The sequence below is a fragment of the Bacillus sp. ZY-1-1 genome (assembly GCF_003047165.1).
Classification (GTDB): Bacteria; Bacillota; Bacilli; order Bacillales; family Bacillaceae; genus Bacillus; species Bacillus velezensis.
The window spans coordinates 2,817,829-2,832,667 of record NZ_CP027061.1 but is presented as its reverse complement, the minus strand read 5'-3'; the positions used below and the strand labels follow the sequence as shown (position 1 = coordinate 2,832,667).

Here is a 14,839-nt window from a genome sequence, read left to right as displayed (position 1 = left end):
CCCCTTCCATATTTAGACGAGATGAGTCGTCTGTTTTAGTATGGGCGGAAGGCTTTGTGTTATGAGCGGGAAAACCTCACAGGGAGAAATAGGATTTTAAAAATTCGGCGATTCCGTCCGCTTCATTTGAACCCGTGACGCGATCGGCGGCCTGTTTGACTTCATCCGTGCCGTTTCCCATCGCTACGCCGCACCCGGCAAATCGGAGCATTTCAAGATCGTTGTCTTCGTCGCCGAACGCGATGATCCGTTCTCTCGGCACTTGGTAATAGTCGCTGATTTTCTTCAGGCCGACCGCTTTATTCATCCCGTGTTTAATAATTTCAATCACATGCCAAGGAGCCGCCCATCTTCTGTGGTCAATGACCTCGGCGTGCACATCGGATAAATGCGCGCGTATGTCCGCGACGTCCTCTTCCTTCGCGTGAATCAATACGGACGTCACATCCTCTTGGACCGTTTCGCGCAGATCGCCGAATGTGACATTCGCCGTATTCATATGAAACGCCTCAATTAAATGCTCATCATGATAATGGAAGTACACATCATCAATGATCTCAGCGAGCACATTATGTATTTGGTAGGTCTCTGTAAGTTCGGCAAGCTGTCTGACCACATCGACAGATAAAGACGTGTGGTATCGTCCCCATGACTCGTCTTTCGGGTGGTGGACAAACGCTCCGTTAAAATTGACAATCGGCGTTGTCAGCCCAAGCTCGTCATAATACATCGAACTGGAACGGAAAGGGCGGCCGGTTGAGATGCAGACATGATGGCCCGCTTCTTTCAGCGTCTGAATCGTCCGTGCCGTTTCAGGGGAAATGGTTTTATCATCTTTTAATAAGGTTCCATCCAGATCTAAGGCGATGAGGTAAGGTTTTGTCTCCATAAATAACTCCTTTTGTCATATAATTTGCTGTTTTTCTCTTATGTACAGTGTAGCTTTTTACCATCTTTATTGTCTACATGTTACACTTATGATTATGGTTATCCTAAGGAGGGAGTCAACGTGATTCTTATTGATCATCAAACCGTATCAGGCATTCCGTTTTTACATATTGTAAAAGAAGAAAATCGGGACCGTCCCGCTCCCCTTGTTTTCTTTATTCACGGTTTTACAAGCGCGAAGGAGCATAATCTTCATTTCGCTTACCTGCTTGCTGAAAAGGGTTTCAGAGCCGTGCTGCCGGAAGCTCTTTACCACGGTGAACGCGCTGAACAGCTGTCAGCAGAAGAGCTCGCCGTCCATTTTTGGGACATTGTCTTAAATGAAATCGAGGAGCTTGACGTGCTGAAAAAGGATTTTGAAGGGCGCGGTCTGATTGAAGACGGGCGGATCGGTCTTGCGGGGACGTCAATGGGCGGAATTACGACATTCGGCGCGATGGCCGCGTATGATTGGGTCAAAGCCGGCGTCAGTCTGATGGGAAGTCCGAACTATACGGCATTTTTTCAGCAGCAGATTGACCACATTCAAAAGCAGGACATCGACATTGACGTCACAAAAGAACAGGTCGATGAACTGTTTGCGCGGCTCAAACCGTTCGATCTCAGTCTGGAACCGGAAAAACTCCGCAGCCGCCCGCTGCTGTTCTGGCACGGTGTTCAAGACAAAGTCGTTCCGTATGCACCGACCCGCGGATTTTATGAAACGATTAAACCTCATTACAGCAGCCGGCCCGACCATCTTCAGTTTCTGAAAGACGAACGGGCTGATCATAAAGTCCCGAGATACGCCGTTTTAGAAACCGTCGCCTGGTTCGATAAGCATTTATAAAGCACAAAGGTGTTAACAAAAGCCGCTTTTACGTTATACTGAGGAAAAAGGAGTGATGGAACGTGGAAGAAGCATTAAAAGAAAACATCATGGGCGCCTTGGAGCAGGTTGTTGACCCTGAGCTCGGCGTCGATATCGTCAATCTCGGCCTTGTATACGACGTTGATATGGATGACGACGGCCTGACGCACGTTACGATGACACTGACATCAATGGGGTGCCCGCTCGCTCCGATCATCGTCGACGAGGTGAAAAAAGCGCTCGCCGACATTCCGGATGTAAAAGAGACGGAGGTCCACATTGTCTGGAATCCGCCGTGGACAAGAGACAAAATGTCACGCTACGCAAAAATCGCATTAGGGATTCAGTAATAAGAAAATGCACCCCGGATTTTAGGTACATCCTAAAGTTTGGAGGTGCTTTTCTTTTGTCTGCATATAAGCGACAGTGAGGGCTTGTTTTGGATCGCAAACGAACCCTTATATATAAAATTTCATATGAGGTTTATCTTTTTTGTAATAGGACAGTCTGTCCTGGAGTGTACCTGTGCGGAATTCAAATTTATGTCCATCGGGATCAGTAAAATAAATTGACTTTTGATCTTGCTTATCCCTAGGACGCCCATTTAATATATTTACATTTAGATTTTTTAACCTTTGAAGTATTGCATCAAAATCTTTTGGGTCAATTGTAAAGGCCGTATGCGTATAGGATTTATGTATTTCATTTCTTGGTATATCCGCCTCTAAGTTAAGTGCAAGCCAAAGCCCGTTCAGATCAAAATATGCTGTTTTTTGCCCTTTAACCAGAAGTTGTGCATGAAATACTTTCTCATAAAATTCTATAGATTTTTCCAAATCTGAAACAGAAAAAAGAAGATGATTGATCCCTTTTATGTTCATTTTCCCCACCTCATTTAACATCTTTGTTTTAAACAATCCCTTTGGTAATACATCTGCATATATATCGATTATATACTGACTAAAAAATCATTTTTAGGGATTTCTGTGTATTTTTTATGCCCGGTGTTTTCCGGATGACCGTTTTGAACTGTACTAAACATGATTCTGCCGGGCGCCGTTTTGTCTGCTTTGTCGCTGCAGACCGGCGTGCGGAAAGAAGGGCAAGTCACTAAAAAAACCAAGTTTCCCGCCATTCGGGGTTTTTTGCGGTATCGGGTTAAAAAGGAAAAAAACGGACGGAGGCATGATATAATAGACCGGCTGCATGCGAGGGAGGAACCCATGAAGAAAAAATTACTTCTCATTATCCTTAGCATTCTTGTTTATACGGCGCTGTTCGCTGTTTCCGCCTTTCACAAAGAGCCGGAGGGGCAGGCAGGGACAATGACGGATGTCAGCCGTCTCATGCCCGTGAAAATTAAGCAGACGGTCAAAGGAAAAGAGAAAGAAACATTGGTCGAAACGATTAAGGAAGCAAAGAGAAAGCATTTGAAGATCTCAATCGCAGGCGCCCAGCACTCAATGGGCGGCCAGACGTATTATGAAGACGGTATCGTTCTCGACATGACGGGCTACAACAAAATACTCGGTCTCGACCGAAAGAAAAAAATCATCAGAGTGCAGGCGGGAGCGACGTGGAATGATATTCAGCGCTATGTCAATCCGTACGGGCTCGCGGTAAAAGTCATGCAATCGCAAAACATTTTTACGATCGGGGGCTCACTGAGCGCCAACGCCCACGGCCGGGATATCCGGTACGGTTCGCTGATTGATACGGTCAAATCGTTTCATCTTTTAAAGGCGGACGGCAAAGTCATCACCGTTACTCCGAAAGATGACCTGTTTTCAGCCGTCATCGGCGGCTACGGCCTGTTCGGCGTCATCCTTGACGCGGATATTGAGCTGACGGATGATGAGCTTTATGAAATGAAAACGAAACGCATGAACGCTGATACATACAGTCAATATTTTACGCAGCATGTTCAGCGCAACCCCGCCGTGCGCATGCATCTCGCGCGGATCGCAACAGGGGATAAAGGCTTTTTGCACGATATGTATGTGACTGATTACACACTCTCAGACAACCAGAAAGAATTAAAGCGGCACAATGAACTGAAAGAAGATGAGCATCCGGCGCTGACGAAATTCGCGCTCGGCCTCTCCCGCCGGTATGACTGGGGAAGAAATTGGTTCTGGTCAACCCAGCAGTCTTATTTTCTCAGTCAAAACGGCGTGAAAGTCTCCAGGAACAATGTCATGCGGTCAGAATCGAAATTTTTGGAATATGAAAACACGGACAACACCGACGTGCTTCAAGAATACTTCGTGCCCGTCGGCGAATTTGCACCGTACATTCATGATTTACGCAAGACGCTGTCACATGAAGATCTCAATCTCGTAAATATTACGATCCGCTACGTGCAAAAAAATGAAAAAGCCGATCTGTCATACGCAAAGGAAGACATGTTTTCACTCGTTCTTTTAATCAATGAAGGGTTTTCAAAAGACAGCCAGGCGAGTGCAGCGCGGATTGTCAGAAAAATGACGGATACGGCGTTGCGCCACCGCGGCAGCTATTATCTGCCGTATATGCTGTATCAAACGAAAGAGCAGATGCGCGAGGCATATCCGAAAAGCGATATGTTCTTTCAGAAAAAACACAAATATGATCCCGATGACTTGTTTATGAATTATTTTTATCAGAGGTACAAATCATGAAACACAACCATTTAAAATGGCTGATCCTGTCTCAGAGCAGTGTCTTTTTTGCCGGCAGCCTGATCTTTCCGTTTTATATTTTATTTATTAAAAACATCGGTTCCAGCTACACGCAATTCGGTCTATCATACGGCTTGTTCGGCCTGAGCGGCGCATTGATTCATCCGCTGCTCGGCCGGCTGTCGGCAAGACTGGATCCCCGCTGGTTCCTGATGGCGAATTCGTGGGGGATGGCGGTGCTTCTTCTGACGCTCCCGCACATTACCGGCGTGCACCAGGTTTATGTGGTGCAGGTGCTTTTGGGCCTGTTCGGCGCCATGCAAAAACACGGCGAGAAAATCATGATCGCCGATTACACTGACGGCGGGGAGCGGGGGAAAAAAGTCGGCAGCTATCATTTCTGGACGGCCGTATTTTCAGCTGCCGCCATTATTCTCGGCGGGTTTCTCGCTGATTTCTTCACGGTTTATATTATTTTTTACGCCAGCTCCGTGCTGTTTTTTATAAGCGGGCTGATGATGCTGAAAAAAACAGGCTGATCCGATCAGCCTGTTTTTCTTATGAAACCCCCTCGATCGAGAGGGGGTTTTTTGTCAGCGAAAACCGATGGAAAATGAATGAAAAAATATTAAATATACAATTGAATTAATTTTTATTCATGTTATAATGTTAAATAATTTCACAAAAACCAAGAAGGTGAACCCGTTGAAAATAGGTATTATAGGCGCGACTGGTTATGGAGGCGCCGAACTTGTCAGGATTCTTAACCATCACCCTTATGCAGAAGATTGTATATTATATTCATCGAGCGACGAAGGAAAAGAATATGCCGCTTCATATCCGCATTTGAGGAATATAGCGTCACAATCACTTCAGCCGCTTCATATAGAAACGATTCGAAACGAAATTGATGTCATGTTTATAGCCGCGCCGCCCGGCGTTTCCGGAGAGTGGTCGCCCAAGCTGGCGGAGGCGGGCATCCCGGTCATTGATCTATCCGGCGATCTGCGGATTCAAAACCCGGCCGTGTATGAAAAGTGGTATAAGCGGAAGGCCGCGCCGAAAGGAACGATTCAAAGCGCGGTTTACGGTTTAGCCGAACTGCAAAAAGAAGAGATTCAGACTGCTAAGCTGATTGCCAATCCGGGATGTTTTCCGACGGCTGTGCTGCTCGGGCTCGCCCCGCTGGCGAAGAATAAGCTTTTACAAGATTCTTTTCTGATTGTTGATGCGAAAACAGGCGTATCCGGTGCCGGCCGAAAAGCATCCATGGGCACTCATTATTCTGAGCTGAATGATAATTTTAAAATTTATAAGGTTAATGAGCATCAGCATACTCCGGAAATTGAACAGCAATTAGCGGCTTGGCAGCCCGGCACAGGCCCGATCACGTTTTCCGCACATTTGGCGCCGATGACAAGGGGCATTATGGCGACGATGTATACGGAGGCTCCCCCGGGTATGTCTGCTGCACAGGTAAGAGAATTGTATTCCGAATTCTACAAAGATTCATATTTTGTCAGAATCAGGCCGGAAGGTGAATTTCCGGCGACGAAAGAGGTATACGGCAGCAATTTTTGTGATATCAGTGTCACCGTGGATGAAAGAACAAACCGTGCCACCATCGTTTCTGTCATAGATAATCTGATGAAAGGCGCCGCAGGGCAGGCGGTTCAAAATTTAAATATCATGAATGGCTGGCAGGAAGAAACGGGACTTACGATGACGCCAGTCTATCCATAGAACGAAAGAGGGATTCGAAAATATGATTCAGCTGAGTGAGGAAATCACGAAAGTAAAAGGCGGCGTATCTTCGCCGAAAGGGTTTGAGGCAAAGGGCGTGCACTGCGGTCTGCGCTATTCAAAAAAAGATCTCGGAGCGATTATCAGCGAAGCGCCTGCAGTCAGTGCGGCGGTATATACGCAAAGCCATTTTCAGGCAGCGCCCTTGAAAGTGACGCAAGAGAGCTTAAAAAAAGAGGCCGTGCTTCAGGCGGTTATCGTCAACAGCGCGATTGCCAACGCCTGTACGGGAGACCAAGGATTAAAGGACGCCTATGAAATGCGGGACGGCTTCGCGAGCCAGCTCGGCATTGAGCCGGAGCTTGTTGCGGTTTCGTCAACCGGGGTGATCGGCGAGCTTTTAGACATGAAAAAAATTCAGGCGGGCATTGAACAGCTCGGTCAAGCGCCGTCAGTGTCCGGAGCATTTGAAGAAGCCATTTTGACGACGGATACAGTGACGAAACAGACGTGTTATGAACTGGTGATCGGCGGAAACATCATCACGATCGGCGGAGCGGCGAAAGGCTCCGGCATGATCCACCCCAACATGGCGACAATGCTCGGCTTTGTCACAACGGACGCGGCCGTGGAAGAACAGTCGCTCAAAAATGCGCTCAGAGAGATTACGGATGTTTCATTTAACCAAATCACCGTTGACGGAGAAACATCGACGAATGACATGGTGCTTGTGATGGCGAACGGCTGCGCGGGGAATGATTGCCTGACGGAGCAGCACCCTGACTGGCCGGCATTTAAAAAGGGGTTAAAGCTTGTATGCGAAGACCTTGCCAAAGATATTGCCAGAGACGGTGAAGGAGCGACGAAATTAATTGAAGCCAGAGTCGAAGGCGCGAAAAATAACCTTGAGGCGAATATTATCGCCAAAAAAATCGTCGGCTCAAGCCTTGTGAAGACCGCCGTTTACGGCACAGATGCCAACTGGGGGCGCATCATCGGCGCCATCGGGCACAGTGCGGCAAGCGTAACGGCCGAACAAGTGGAAGTTTTCCTCGGCGGTCAGTGTCTGTTTAAACACAACGAACCTCAGCCGTTTTCGGAAACTGATGCCAAGGAGTACTTATCAGGTGATGAAATTACGATTGCAGTCCGCCTGCAGGAAGGCTCCGGCAGCGGCCGGGCATGGGGCTGTGACTTAACCTATGATTATATCAAAATCAATGCGAGCTATCGCACATAGCAAAGGGGAGCGGCATGAAGAAAACCATCGTTTTTAAGTGCGGCGGCAGTGTAATCCGCGAGTTATCCGCCGATTTTTTTCAAAGTGTAAAAGAGCTTATGCAATCGGGCTGGAACCTTGCCGTCGTGCATGGAGGAGGCCCGGACATTTCAAGAATGCTGAAAACATTGCAGATTGAAACGGAATTTGTCGATGGACAGCGGAAAACGACCAAACCGGTGCTGGAAACAGCGGAAATGGTCTTGTCAGGGACGATCAATAAATTTTTCGTAACCGAACTCGCGAAAAACGGGCTGAAAGCCGCGGGAATATCAGGAAAGGACGGCGGTCTCCTTCAAGCGTCTTACCTTAATCAAGACAAATACGGAGAAGTCGGCGAAATACAAAAAACCGATCCGTCAATCATCCACGCATTAATGAAAGAAGGCATCATTCCCGTTATCGCTCCGCTTTCCATGACAAGTGATTTCGAAACGCTGAACGTCAACGCAGACGCCGCGGCATCGGCCATCGCTTCAGCCTTACACGCCGATAAACTTTTATTTGTCACAGATGTCGAAGGAATTATGGACGGAGAGAACAGGCTGGATACTTTGTCGCCGCAAGAAATTCAGGCCCTCATCGATGACGGCGTAATTTCAGGGGGGATGATTCCGAAGGTAAACTCGGCATTATCGGCACTGAGTGAAGATGTCGAGGAAGTGATGATCGTAAACGGAAAAGGAGCGTTTTTCACCAATCAAGTCTTCCGGGGAACAAAAATCGTCAAAGAAAAGGAGAGCGTGTCATGAGCAGCCTATTTCAAACCTACAGCCGCTGGCCTATCGATATTAAAAAAGCGAAAGGGACAATCGCAGAGGATGAAAACGGAAAAACGTATCTCGATTTTATTCAGGGCATCGCCGTTTCCAATCTCGGCCATTGTCATGATGCGGTGACAGAAGCGGTGAAAGAACAGCTTGGCAGCGTATGGCACGTTTCCAATCTGTTTGAAAATGATCTTCAGGAAAAAGCCGCGGCAAAGCTTGCCGGACATAGCGCGGGGGATCTCGTTTTCTTCTGCAACAGCGGAGCCGAAGCGAATGAAGGCGCCATTAAGCTTGCCCGTAAAGCAACGGGAAAGACAAAAATCGTAACATTTCATCAATCCTTTCACGGACGGACCTATGCGGGGATGGCCGCCACCGGACAAGACAAAATCAAGACCGGTTTCGGACCGATGCTCCAAGGCTTTCACTATCTTCCGTTTAATGACCCGTCGGCATTCAGCACACTTTCAAAAGAGGATGATATCGCCGCCGTCATGCTTGAGACGGTGCAGGGAGAAGGGGGAGTCAATCCCGCCGATCCGGAATTCATCGAAGCCTTACAGACATTTTGTAAAGACAAACAGGCGCTGCTTATCGCAGACGAGATTCAAACCGGAATCGGCCGGACGGGCAAGGCATTCGGCTATGAGCACTTCGGCATCTCTCCGGACATCATCACTGCTGCGAAAGGGCTTGGAAACGGTTTTCCCGTCGGAGCCGTGATCGGCAAAAAGAAGCTTGGCGACGCCTTTACGCCGGGTACGCATGGTACGACTTTCGGCGGTAATAAGCTCGCCATGGCAGCTGTGAAAGCAACTTTGGACATTGTGTTTCAGCCGGACTTTCTCCAGGCGGCGGCAGACAAAGGCTCTTTTTTAAAAGCGCAGCTGAACCGTGAACTGACAGGGCCTTTTGTAAAAGAAATCCGCGGAAAAGGGTTATTAATCGGCATTGAATGCGCAGGTCCCGTGTCCGGCATCATCGGAGATCTGCAGGAACGCGGGCTTCTCGTGCTTCCGGCCGGACCGAATGTCATCAGGCTGCTTCCGCCGCTTACGGTTTCTGAAGAAGAAATGCTGTCGGCCGTCAGTATGCTGAAAGCAGCGATCGAAGCGCATTCGGCAGTGAAACGGTAATTTTTTTCGATATAAAGGTATAAAAATTCATATTTTTAATTAATTATTCATCAAGAGGTGGGCTTTAGATGAAAGGCTATTTAGTATTGGAAGACGGAACATCATTCGGCGGTGAACTTGAAAAAGAGGCTTGCTGTGTTGGCGAAGCTGTTTTTTTCACCGGAATGACGGGCTATCAGGAAGTGCTTACAGACCCGTCATATAAGGGTCAGATCATCGTCTTTACGTATCCGCTGATCGGAAACTACGGAATTAATGAAAAAGACCTTGAAAGTAAAATTCCTCAAGTCAAGGCTGTTGCCGTCTATGAAGCGTGTGAACATTTTTCTCACCATGAAGCAGTCTCAAGCTTGAGAGAGTATTTAAATAAATGGAACATCCCGCTCTTAACCGAAGTGGACACACGGGCCGTCGTCAAAGCCATCCGCTCCGGCGGCACGATGAACGCTGCTGTGTCAACAGCAGGAGAAATTCCCGCAGCATCCGGAACACAAAATCCGGCGGAGCTGGCGCAGTCTGAAGACATCACTTCAATGGGGAACGGAGACCGGCATATTGCGCTGATTGATTTCGGTTATAAAAAATCAATCGCCTCGTCACTTGTAAAGCGCGGCTGTAAAGTAACGGTCATTCCGTATCAGCAGATGGACGCCGTTTATGACATTCAGCCTGACGGAATCGTGCTCTCAAACGGCCCGGGCGACCCGAAAGCGATTGCGCCGTACATGAACCGGATTACATCTTTACTCAGTGATTTCCCTGCACTCGGCATTTGCCTCGGGCATCAGCTGATTGCCCTGGCTTTCGGAGGAAATACGTATAAGCTGCCGTTCGGCCACAGGGGTGCCAACCATCCCGTCATTGACCGGAAAACGAAAAGGGTGTTTATGACAAGCCAGAACCACAGCTATGTCGTCGATGAAGCGTCAATTGACGAAAACGAGCTGTCCATCAGATTTCACCATGTCAATGATACATCAGTGGAAGGGCTCATTCATAAGCGCCTTCCTGTATTAAGCGTCCAGTTCCACCCTGAAGCTCATCCCGGTCCGGCTGAGAGCGAGTGGATATTTGATGAATTTCTAGAGAAAGTGATACCAGCAAGGAGAGAAATCGCTCATGCCTAAAGATACAACCATTTCCAGCATATTAGTCATCGGCTCCGGCCCCATCATCATCGGCCAGGCGGCTGAATTTGATTATTCAGGAACGCAGGGCTGCATGGCTCTGAAAGAAGAAGGATACCGCGTTATTCTAGTCAATAACAACCCGGCAACGATTATGACGGATGAGGCGTTTGCCGATGAAATATATTTTGAACCGCTCACAACCGACAGCATCGAGGCCATTATTGAAAAAGAAAAGCCCGACGGTCTGCTTGCCAATTTGGGCGGCCAGACGGCATTGAATTTAGCCGTTAAGCTTGAAGAAGCAGGCGTGCTGAAGAAGCATCACGTCAAGCTCTTAGGAACATCGGTGGAAACCATTCAAAAAGGCGAAGACCGGGAGCAGTTCCGCGCCCTGATGAAAGAGCTCGACCAGCCCGTTCCGGAAAGCGAAATCGTCGACAACGAAGAAGACGCCCTCCGCTTCGCTGAGTCTATCGGATTTCCGGTTATTCTGAGACCGGCGTACACATTAGGCGGAAAGGGAGGCGGAATCGCGAAAACGAAAGAATCGTTTCAGACGCTTATTAAACAGGCGCTGTTAGCAAGCCCGATCAGCCAATGCCTCGTCGAAAAAAGCATCGCCGGATTTAAAGAAATCGAATATGAGGTCATGCGCGACAGCAATCATACATGCATCACCGTCTGCAATATGGAAAACATCGATCCCGTCGGCGTGCATACAGGAGACTCTATCGTCGTCGCACCGTCCCAGACGTTAACGGATGAAGAATATCAGATGCTGCGTTCCGCAAGCCTGGCGATTATTTCGGCGCTGGATGTGGTCGGCGGCTGCAACATTCAATTTGCGCTGGATCCGTTCAGCAAACAGTACTATGTCATTGAAGTAAACCCGCGTGTCAGCCGTTCATCGGCCCTCGCGTCAAAAGCGACCGGCTACCCGATTGCCAAAATGGCGGCGAAACTTGCCGTCGGCTATACGCTCGACGAACTGAAAAATCCGCTGACGGGCTCTACTTATGCAAGCTTTGAACCGGCGCTTGATTATGTCATCGTCAAATTCCCGCGCTGGCCGTTTGATAAATTTAAACATGCCGACCGCACGCTCGGAACGAAGATGAAAGCGACGGGAGAGGTCATGGCGATCGAAAGAAATATGGAAGCGGCCATTCAAAAAGCGGCGGCCTCCCTTGAGCTGAAAACGATCGGCACCCGCCTGCCTGAACTCGGCGGCTGTACGATCAATCAGCTGTGGGAATTAGCGGTAACGCCGGATGACCGGAGATTTTTCGTCGTCATGGAACTGTTAAGCCGCGGTGAAACGATAGAAGATATCCATGCCAAAACGAAAATTGACCCGTTTTTTCTCCATGTATTCCGAAATATCATCACATTAGAAAACAAGCTGATGGAAGAAGGGGATCATCTGTCTGTCCCGCTTTTAAAGCAGGCGAAGGTAAAAGGCTTCACGGATGTCATGATCGCATCTCTCACGGGAAAAACGGAAGAAGACATCCGTGCTCTCAGAAAGAAATCAGGCATCGTCCCGTCGTTTAAAATCGTAGATACATGCGCCGCTGAATTTGATGCCAAGACGAATTATTTCTACTCCACCTACCTTGGGGAAAGCGACGGAGATGTCAGCCGAAAAGAGAAAAAACGCGCTCTCATCATCGGCTCAGGCCCGATCCGCATCGGTCAGGGAGTGGAATTTGATTACAGCGCCGTCCACGGCGTTCTGACCCTGCAAAAGCTGGGATATGAAACGATTATGATCAATAACAATCCGGAAACAGTAAGCACGGATTATGAAATCGCCGACCGGCTTTATTTTGAACCGCTGACGACAGAACATATTTTAAACGTGGCGGAACATGAAAACATTGATTTTGCCATCGTCCAGTTTGGGGGACAGACCGCGATCAATGCCGCTGAACCGCTGGAAAAAGCGGGCATTCCGCTGCTCGGAACATCCTTTGAAACCCTTGATGCACTGGAGGATCGGGATCTGTTTTATCAGCTGCTTGACGATCTTGACCTCAAACATGCCAAAGGCGAAACGGCTTATTCAAAAGAAGAAGCAACGGAAAAAGCAAGCCGAATCGGCTACCCCGTGCTGATCCGTCCGTCTTATGTCATCGGGGGGATGGGCATGATCATCGTTCATTCAGAAGCGCAAATGTCAGAGCTGCTGGGAAAAGAAGCGGGCATGCCGTACCCGATTTTGATCGATCAGTACATTACAGGAAAAGAATTGGAGATCGATCTGATTTCCGACGGACATGAAGTATTCGTGCCGACTTACACAGAGCACATTGAACGGGCCGGCGTCCATTCGGGCGACAGTTTTGCGATTCTTCCGGGTCCGTCTGTCACACCTGATATGCAGCGGAATATAAAAGAGGCCGCCGAAAAAATCGCGGTAAAACTGGCTTTTAAAGGCATTATGAACATTCAGTTTGTCATTGATGACAAAGGGGATATTCTCGTTCTTGAAGTGAATCCCCGGGCAAGCCGCACGGTTCCTGTCGTGTCTAAGGTGATGGGGGTGCCGATGATCCCGCTTGCCGCCAGATTGCTGGCCGGCGCTTCCCTTAAAGACATCAAGCCCGAGGTTCAAAATCAGCACGGAACGGCAGTGAAATTCCCGGTTTTTTCTTCTCACGCCATTCAGGATGTGGACGTAAAGCCCGGGCCGGAAATGAAGTCGACCGGAGAAGGCATGTGTGTCGCGTTTGACGCAGAAAGCGCACTGAAAAAAATCTACGCGCACGTCTGGGAGAAAAAAGGCAGCATCTATCTGGAAGGCTGTGATGCGGAATTGGAACGTCAGGCTCAAGAGGCGGGATTTACCGTATGCAAAGATGCGTTCCCGGCATGGGCAGAGCGAAAGGATAAAGCGGTCCATATTAATTTCAATCACTCTGAAGAAGCGCGTAAACAACGGATCGAAGCCATGACGCACGGTGTGACGGTCTTTACTGAACCGGAAACCGTAAAGGCATTTTTAGCAAGCGGCTCCGGCAAACCTCAGCCTGTATCGCTCAAAGATCTTTATCAAAAGGAAGTGGCATCATGCACACAATAAAAGCGGAACACACATTAACCCATTTGTACGGCAAAGATTTTCTTTCATTAAAAGATGTCAGCCCGTCAGACATCAATGCGCTTCTGACAGAAGCTTCATTATTAAAACAACATCCGATACAGCCGATTTTCCAAGGGAAAACATTGGCGATGATTTTTGAAAAATCTTCAACCCGCACACGTGTGTCTTTTGAAGCGGGAATGGCCCAGCTCGGGGGAACGGGACTATTTCTTTCAAGCAGCGACCTGCAGCTTGGGCGGGGGGAGACGGTCGCGGATACGGCGAAGGTGCTGTCCGGCTTCGTTGATGCCATTATGATCCGCACCTTTGAGCATGAAAAAGTCGAAGAGCTTGCCGAGCATGCTGATATTCCCGTCATAAACGGGCTGACCGACCGGTATCACCCGTGTCAGGCACTCGCGGATCTGTTAACAATACAAGAAATAAAAGGAAAATTAAAAGGGGTAAAAGTCGCCTATATCGGTGACGGAAATAATGTCGCGCATTCACTTATGATCGGCTGCGCAAAAATGGGCTGTGACATTGCGGTTGCTTCGCCGAAAGGCTATGAAGCAGAGGAAGAGGCGGTGAATGCCGCGAAAGAAGCGGCGGCTGTTTCCGGAGCGAAAATCACCCTTACCGAAAATCCGCAGGAAGCGGTGCGGGATGCAGACGTGATTTACTCCGACGTCTTCACGAGCATGGGGCAGGAGGAAGAGACGCAGCAGCGGCTGAATGTGTTTGCTCCGTATCAAGTCAACGCCTCACTCGTCAGTCTCGCCAAACCCGACTATACATTTTTGCATTGCCTGCCGGCGCATCGGGAAGAAGAGGTCACGTCCGAGATTATCGACGGCCCGAACTCTGCGGTATTCCAGCAGGCGGAAAACCGGCTTCACGCGCAAAAAGCGCTCCTGAAAGCTCTTCTATACAAACAGGATGAACAAAAAAACCGCTGAATCTCATTCAGCGGTTTTTGATATTTCTCCGCATACAAGCGCATACTACATAAAAAAGAAAAAGGAGGAAATGACGTGGGACAGCAGCATCAATTCCGCCCGGGACAAAAAGCGCCGAATAACGGTGTGTACGTTGAAATCGGCGAAACGGGAAGCATGGTCAAAAATCCGCAAAAAATCAAGCTTACGGTGGGAGAAATGTTCCCTGAAACTTCAAACCACAACAGATTGTGGACGTACCAACGAAAACCGTGAACACAAAAAAACCTGCTGAATAGC

Annotated in this window: 14 protein-coding genes; 12 read left to right on the top strand and 2 right to left on the bottom strand. The window is 48.5% G+C overall.

The window, feature by feature from the left end; all coding sequences use genetic code 11:
- Positions 1 to 76 precede the first annotated feature (76 nt).
- Positions 77 to 889, bottom strand: a complete 813-nt coding sequence (locus tag C5I45_RS14010) for a Cof-type HAD-IIB family hydrolase (protein ID WP_007610550.1) — start codon at positions 887 to 889, stop codon at positions 77 to 79.
- Positions 890 to 1,009: 120 nt separating this feature from the next.
- Between C5I45_RS14010 and C5I45_RS14005 the strand changes: the two genes are divergently transcribed.
- Together C5I45_RS14005 and C5I45_RS14000 are read left to right on the top strand one after the other, a co-directional pair.
- Entirely contained in the window at positions 1,010 to 1,777 is a 768-nt protein-coding gene (locus tag C5I45_RS14005; protein ID WP_003155090.1) for a prolyl oligopeptidase family serine peptidase, read from the top strand.
- Between the two features lie 62 nt (positions 1,778 to 1,839).
- Entirely contained in the window at positions 1,840 to 2,148 is a 309-nt protein-coding gene (locus C5I45_RS14000; RefSeq protein ID WP_003155088.1) for a metal-sulfur cluster assembly factor, read from the top strand.
- 108 nt (positions 2,149 to 2,256) lie between these two features.
- Here C5I45_RS14000 and fosB read toward each other — a convergent pair whose 3' ends face one another.
- Positions 2,257 to 2,679, bottom strand: coding sequence for a metallothiol transferase FosB (gene fosB, locus C5I45_RS13995; protein ID WP_014304771.1), 423 nt, complete (start codon positions 2,677 to 2,679; stop codon positions 2,257 to 2,259).
- A 342-nt stretch (positions 2,680 to 3,021) separates the two neighbouring features.
- On the opposite strand from fosB, the gene C5I45_RS13990 reads away from it, so the two are divergent.
- From C5I45_RS13990 to C5I45_RS13945, 10 genes are all read left to right on the top strand, one after another.
- Positions 3,022 to 4,458, top strand: coding sequence for an FAD-binding oxidoreductase (locus C5I45_RS13990; protein WP_003155084.1), 1,437 nt, complete (start codon positions 3,022 to 3,024; stop codon positions 4,456 to 4,458).
- Positions 4,455 to 4,997 (top strand): MFS transporter, encoded by a 543-nt coding sequence (locus C5I45_RS13985; protein ID WP_003155082.1) that lies wholly within the window; start codon positions 4,455 to 4,457, stop codon positions 4,995 to 4,997. Before C5I45_RS13990 ends, C5I45_RS13985 begins: the two co-directional genes overlap by 4 nt.
- Positions 4,998 to 5,163: 166 nt before the next feature.
- A complete protein-coding gene (argC, locus tag C5I45_RS13980; RefSeq protein ID WP_014417398.1) occupies positions 5,164 to 6,201 on the top strand; it encodes an N-acetyl-gamma-glutamyl-phosphate reductase in 1,038 nt (345 codons plus the stop codon).
- Between the two features lie 22 nt (positions 6,202 to 6,223).
- Complete coding sequence (gene argJ / locus C5I45_RS13975) at positions 6,224 to 7,441, top strand: bifunctional ornithine acetyltransferase/N-acetylglutamate synthase (RefSeq protein ID WP_043866979.1); 1,218 nt, start codon at positions 6,224 to 6,226, stop codon at positions 7,439 to 7,441.
- Positions 7,442 to 7,455: 14 nt separating this feature from the next.
- Positions 7,456 to 8,232: an acetylglutamate kinase gene (gene argB, locus C5I45_RS13970; RefSeq protein ID WP_043866980.1), complete on the top strand. Its 777-nt coding sequence runs from the start codon at positions 7,456 to 7,458 to the stop codon at positions 8,230 to 8,232.
- Positions 8,229 to 9,386 carry an acetylornithine transaminase gene (locus C5I45_RS13965; RefSeq protein WP_014304776.1) on the top strand — a complete coding sequence of 386 codons (1,158 nt, stop codon included), beginning with the start codon at positions 8,229 to 8,231 and terminating at the stop codon, positions 9,384 to 9,386. The genes argB and C5I45_RS13965 overlap by 4 nt, the downstream gene beginning before the upstream one ends.
- 68 nt (positions 9,387 to 9,454) lie before the next feature.
- Complete coding sequence (locus C5I45_RS13960) at positions 9,455 to 10,513, top strand: carbamoyl phosphate synthase small subunit (RefSeq protein ID WP_079004793.1); 1,059 nt, start codon at positions 9,455 to 9,457, stop codon at positions 10,511 to 10,513.
- Complete coding sequence (locus C5I45_RS13955; RefSeq protein WP_107994451.1) at positions 10,506 to 13,601, top strand: carbamoyl-phosphate synthase (glutamine-hydrolyzing) large subunit; 3,096 nt, start codon at positions 10,506 to 10,508, stop codon at positions 13,599 to 13,601. The genes C5I45_RS13960 and C5I45_RS13955 overlap by 8 nt, the downstream gene beginning before the upstream one ends.
- Positions 13,589 to 14,560 carry an ornithine carbamoyltransferase gene (argF, locus tag C5I45_RS13950; RefSeq protein ID WP_015388451.1) on the top strand — a complete coding sequence of 324 codons (972 nt, stop codon included), beginning with the start codon at positions 13,589 to 13,591 and terminating at the stop codon, positions 14,558 to 14,560. The genes C5I45_RS13955 and argF overlap by 13 nt, the downstream gene beginning before the upstream one ends.
- A 75-nt stretch (positions 14,561 to 14,635) precedes the next feature.
- Positions 14,636 to 14,815: a YjzC family protein gene (locus tag C5I45_RS13945; RefSeq protein ID WP_003155070.1), complete on the top strand. Its 180-nt coding sequence runs from the start codon at positions 14,636 to 14,638 to the stop codon at positions 14,813 to 14,815.
- Positions 14,816 to 14,839 lie beyond the last annotated feature (24 nt).

Bases quoted from the DNA above. Each gene is read 5' to 3' on its own strand.
- C5I45_RS14010 (WP_007610550.1), bottom strand. From the start codon at position 889: ATGGAGACAAAACCTTACCTCATCGCCTTAGATCTGGATGGAACCTTA.
- fosB (WP_014304771.1), bottom strand. From the start codon at position 2,679: ATGAACATAAAAGGGATCAATCATCTTCTTTTTTCTGTTTCAGATTTG.
- C5I45_RS13990 (WP_003155084.1), top strand. From the start codon at position 3,022: ATGAAGAAAAAATTACTTCTCATTATCCTTAGCATTCTTGTTTATACG.
- C5I45_RS13985 (WP_003155082.1), top strand. From the start codon at position 4,455: ATGAAACACAACCATTTAAAATGGCTGATCCTGTCTCAGAGCAGTGTC.
- argJ (WP_043866979.1), top strand. From the start codon at position 6,224: ATGATTCAGCTGAGTGAGGAAATCACGAAAGTAAAAGGCGGCGTATCT.
- argB (WP_043866980.1), top strand. From the start codon at position 7,456: ATGAAGAAAACCATCGTTTTTAAGTGCGGCGGCAGTGTAATCCGCGAG.
- C5I45_RS13965 (WP_014304776.1), top strand. From the start codon at position 8,229: ATGAGCAGCCTATTTCAAACCTACAGCCGCTGGCCTATCGATATTAAA.
- C5I45_RS13960 (WP_079004793.1), top strand. From the start codon at position 9,455: ATGAAAGGCTATTTAGTATTGGAAGACGGAACATCATTCGGCGGTGAA.
- C5I45_RS13955 (WP_107994451.1), top strand. From the start codon at position 10,506: ATGCCTAAAGATACAACCATTTCCAGCATATTAGTCATCGGCTCCGGC.
- argF (WP_015388451.1), top strand. From the start codon at position 13,589: ATGCACACAATAAAAGCGGAACACACATTAACCCATTTGTACGGCAAA.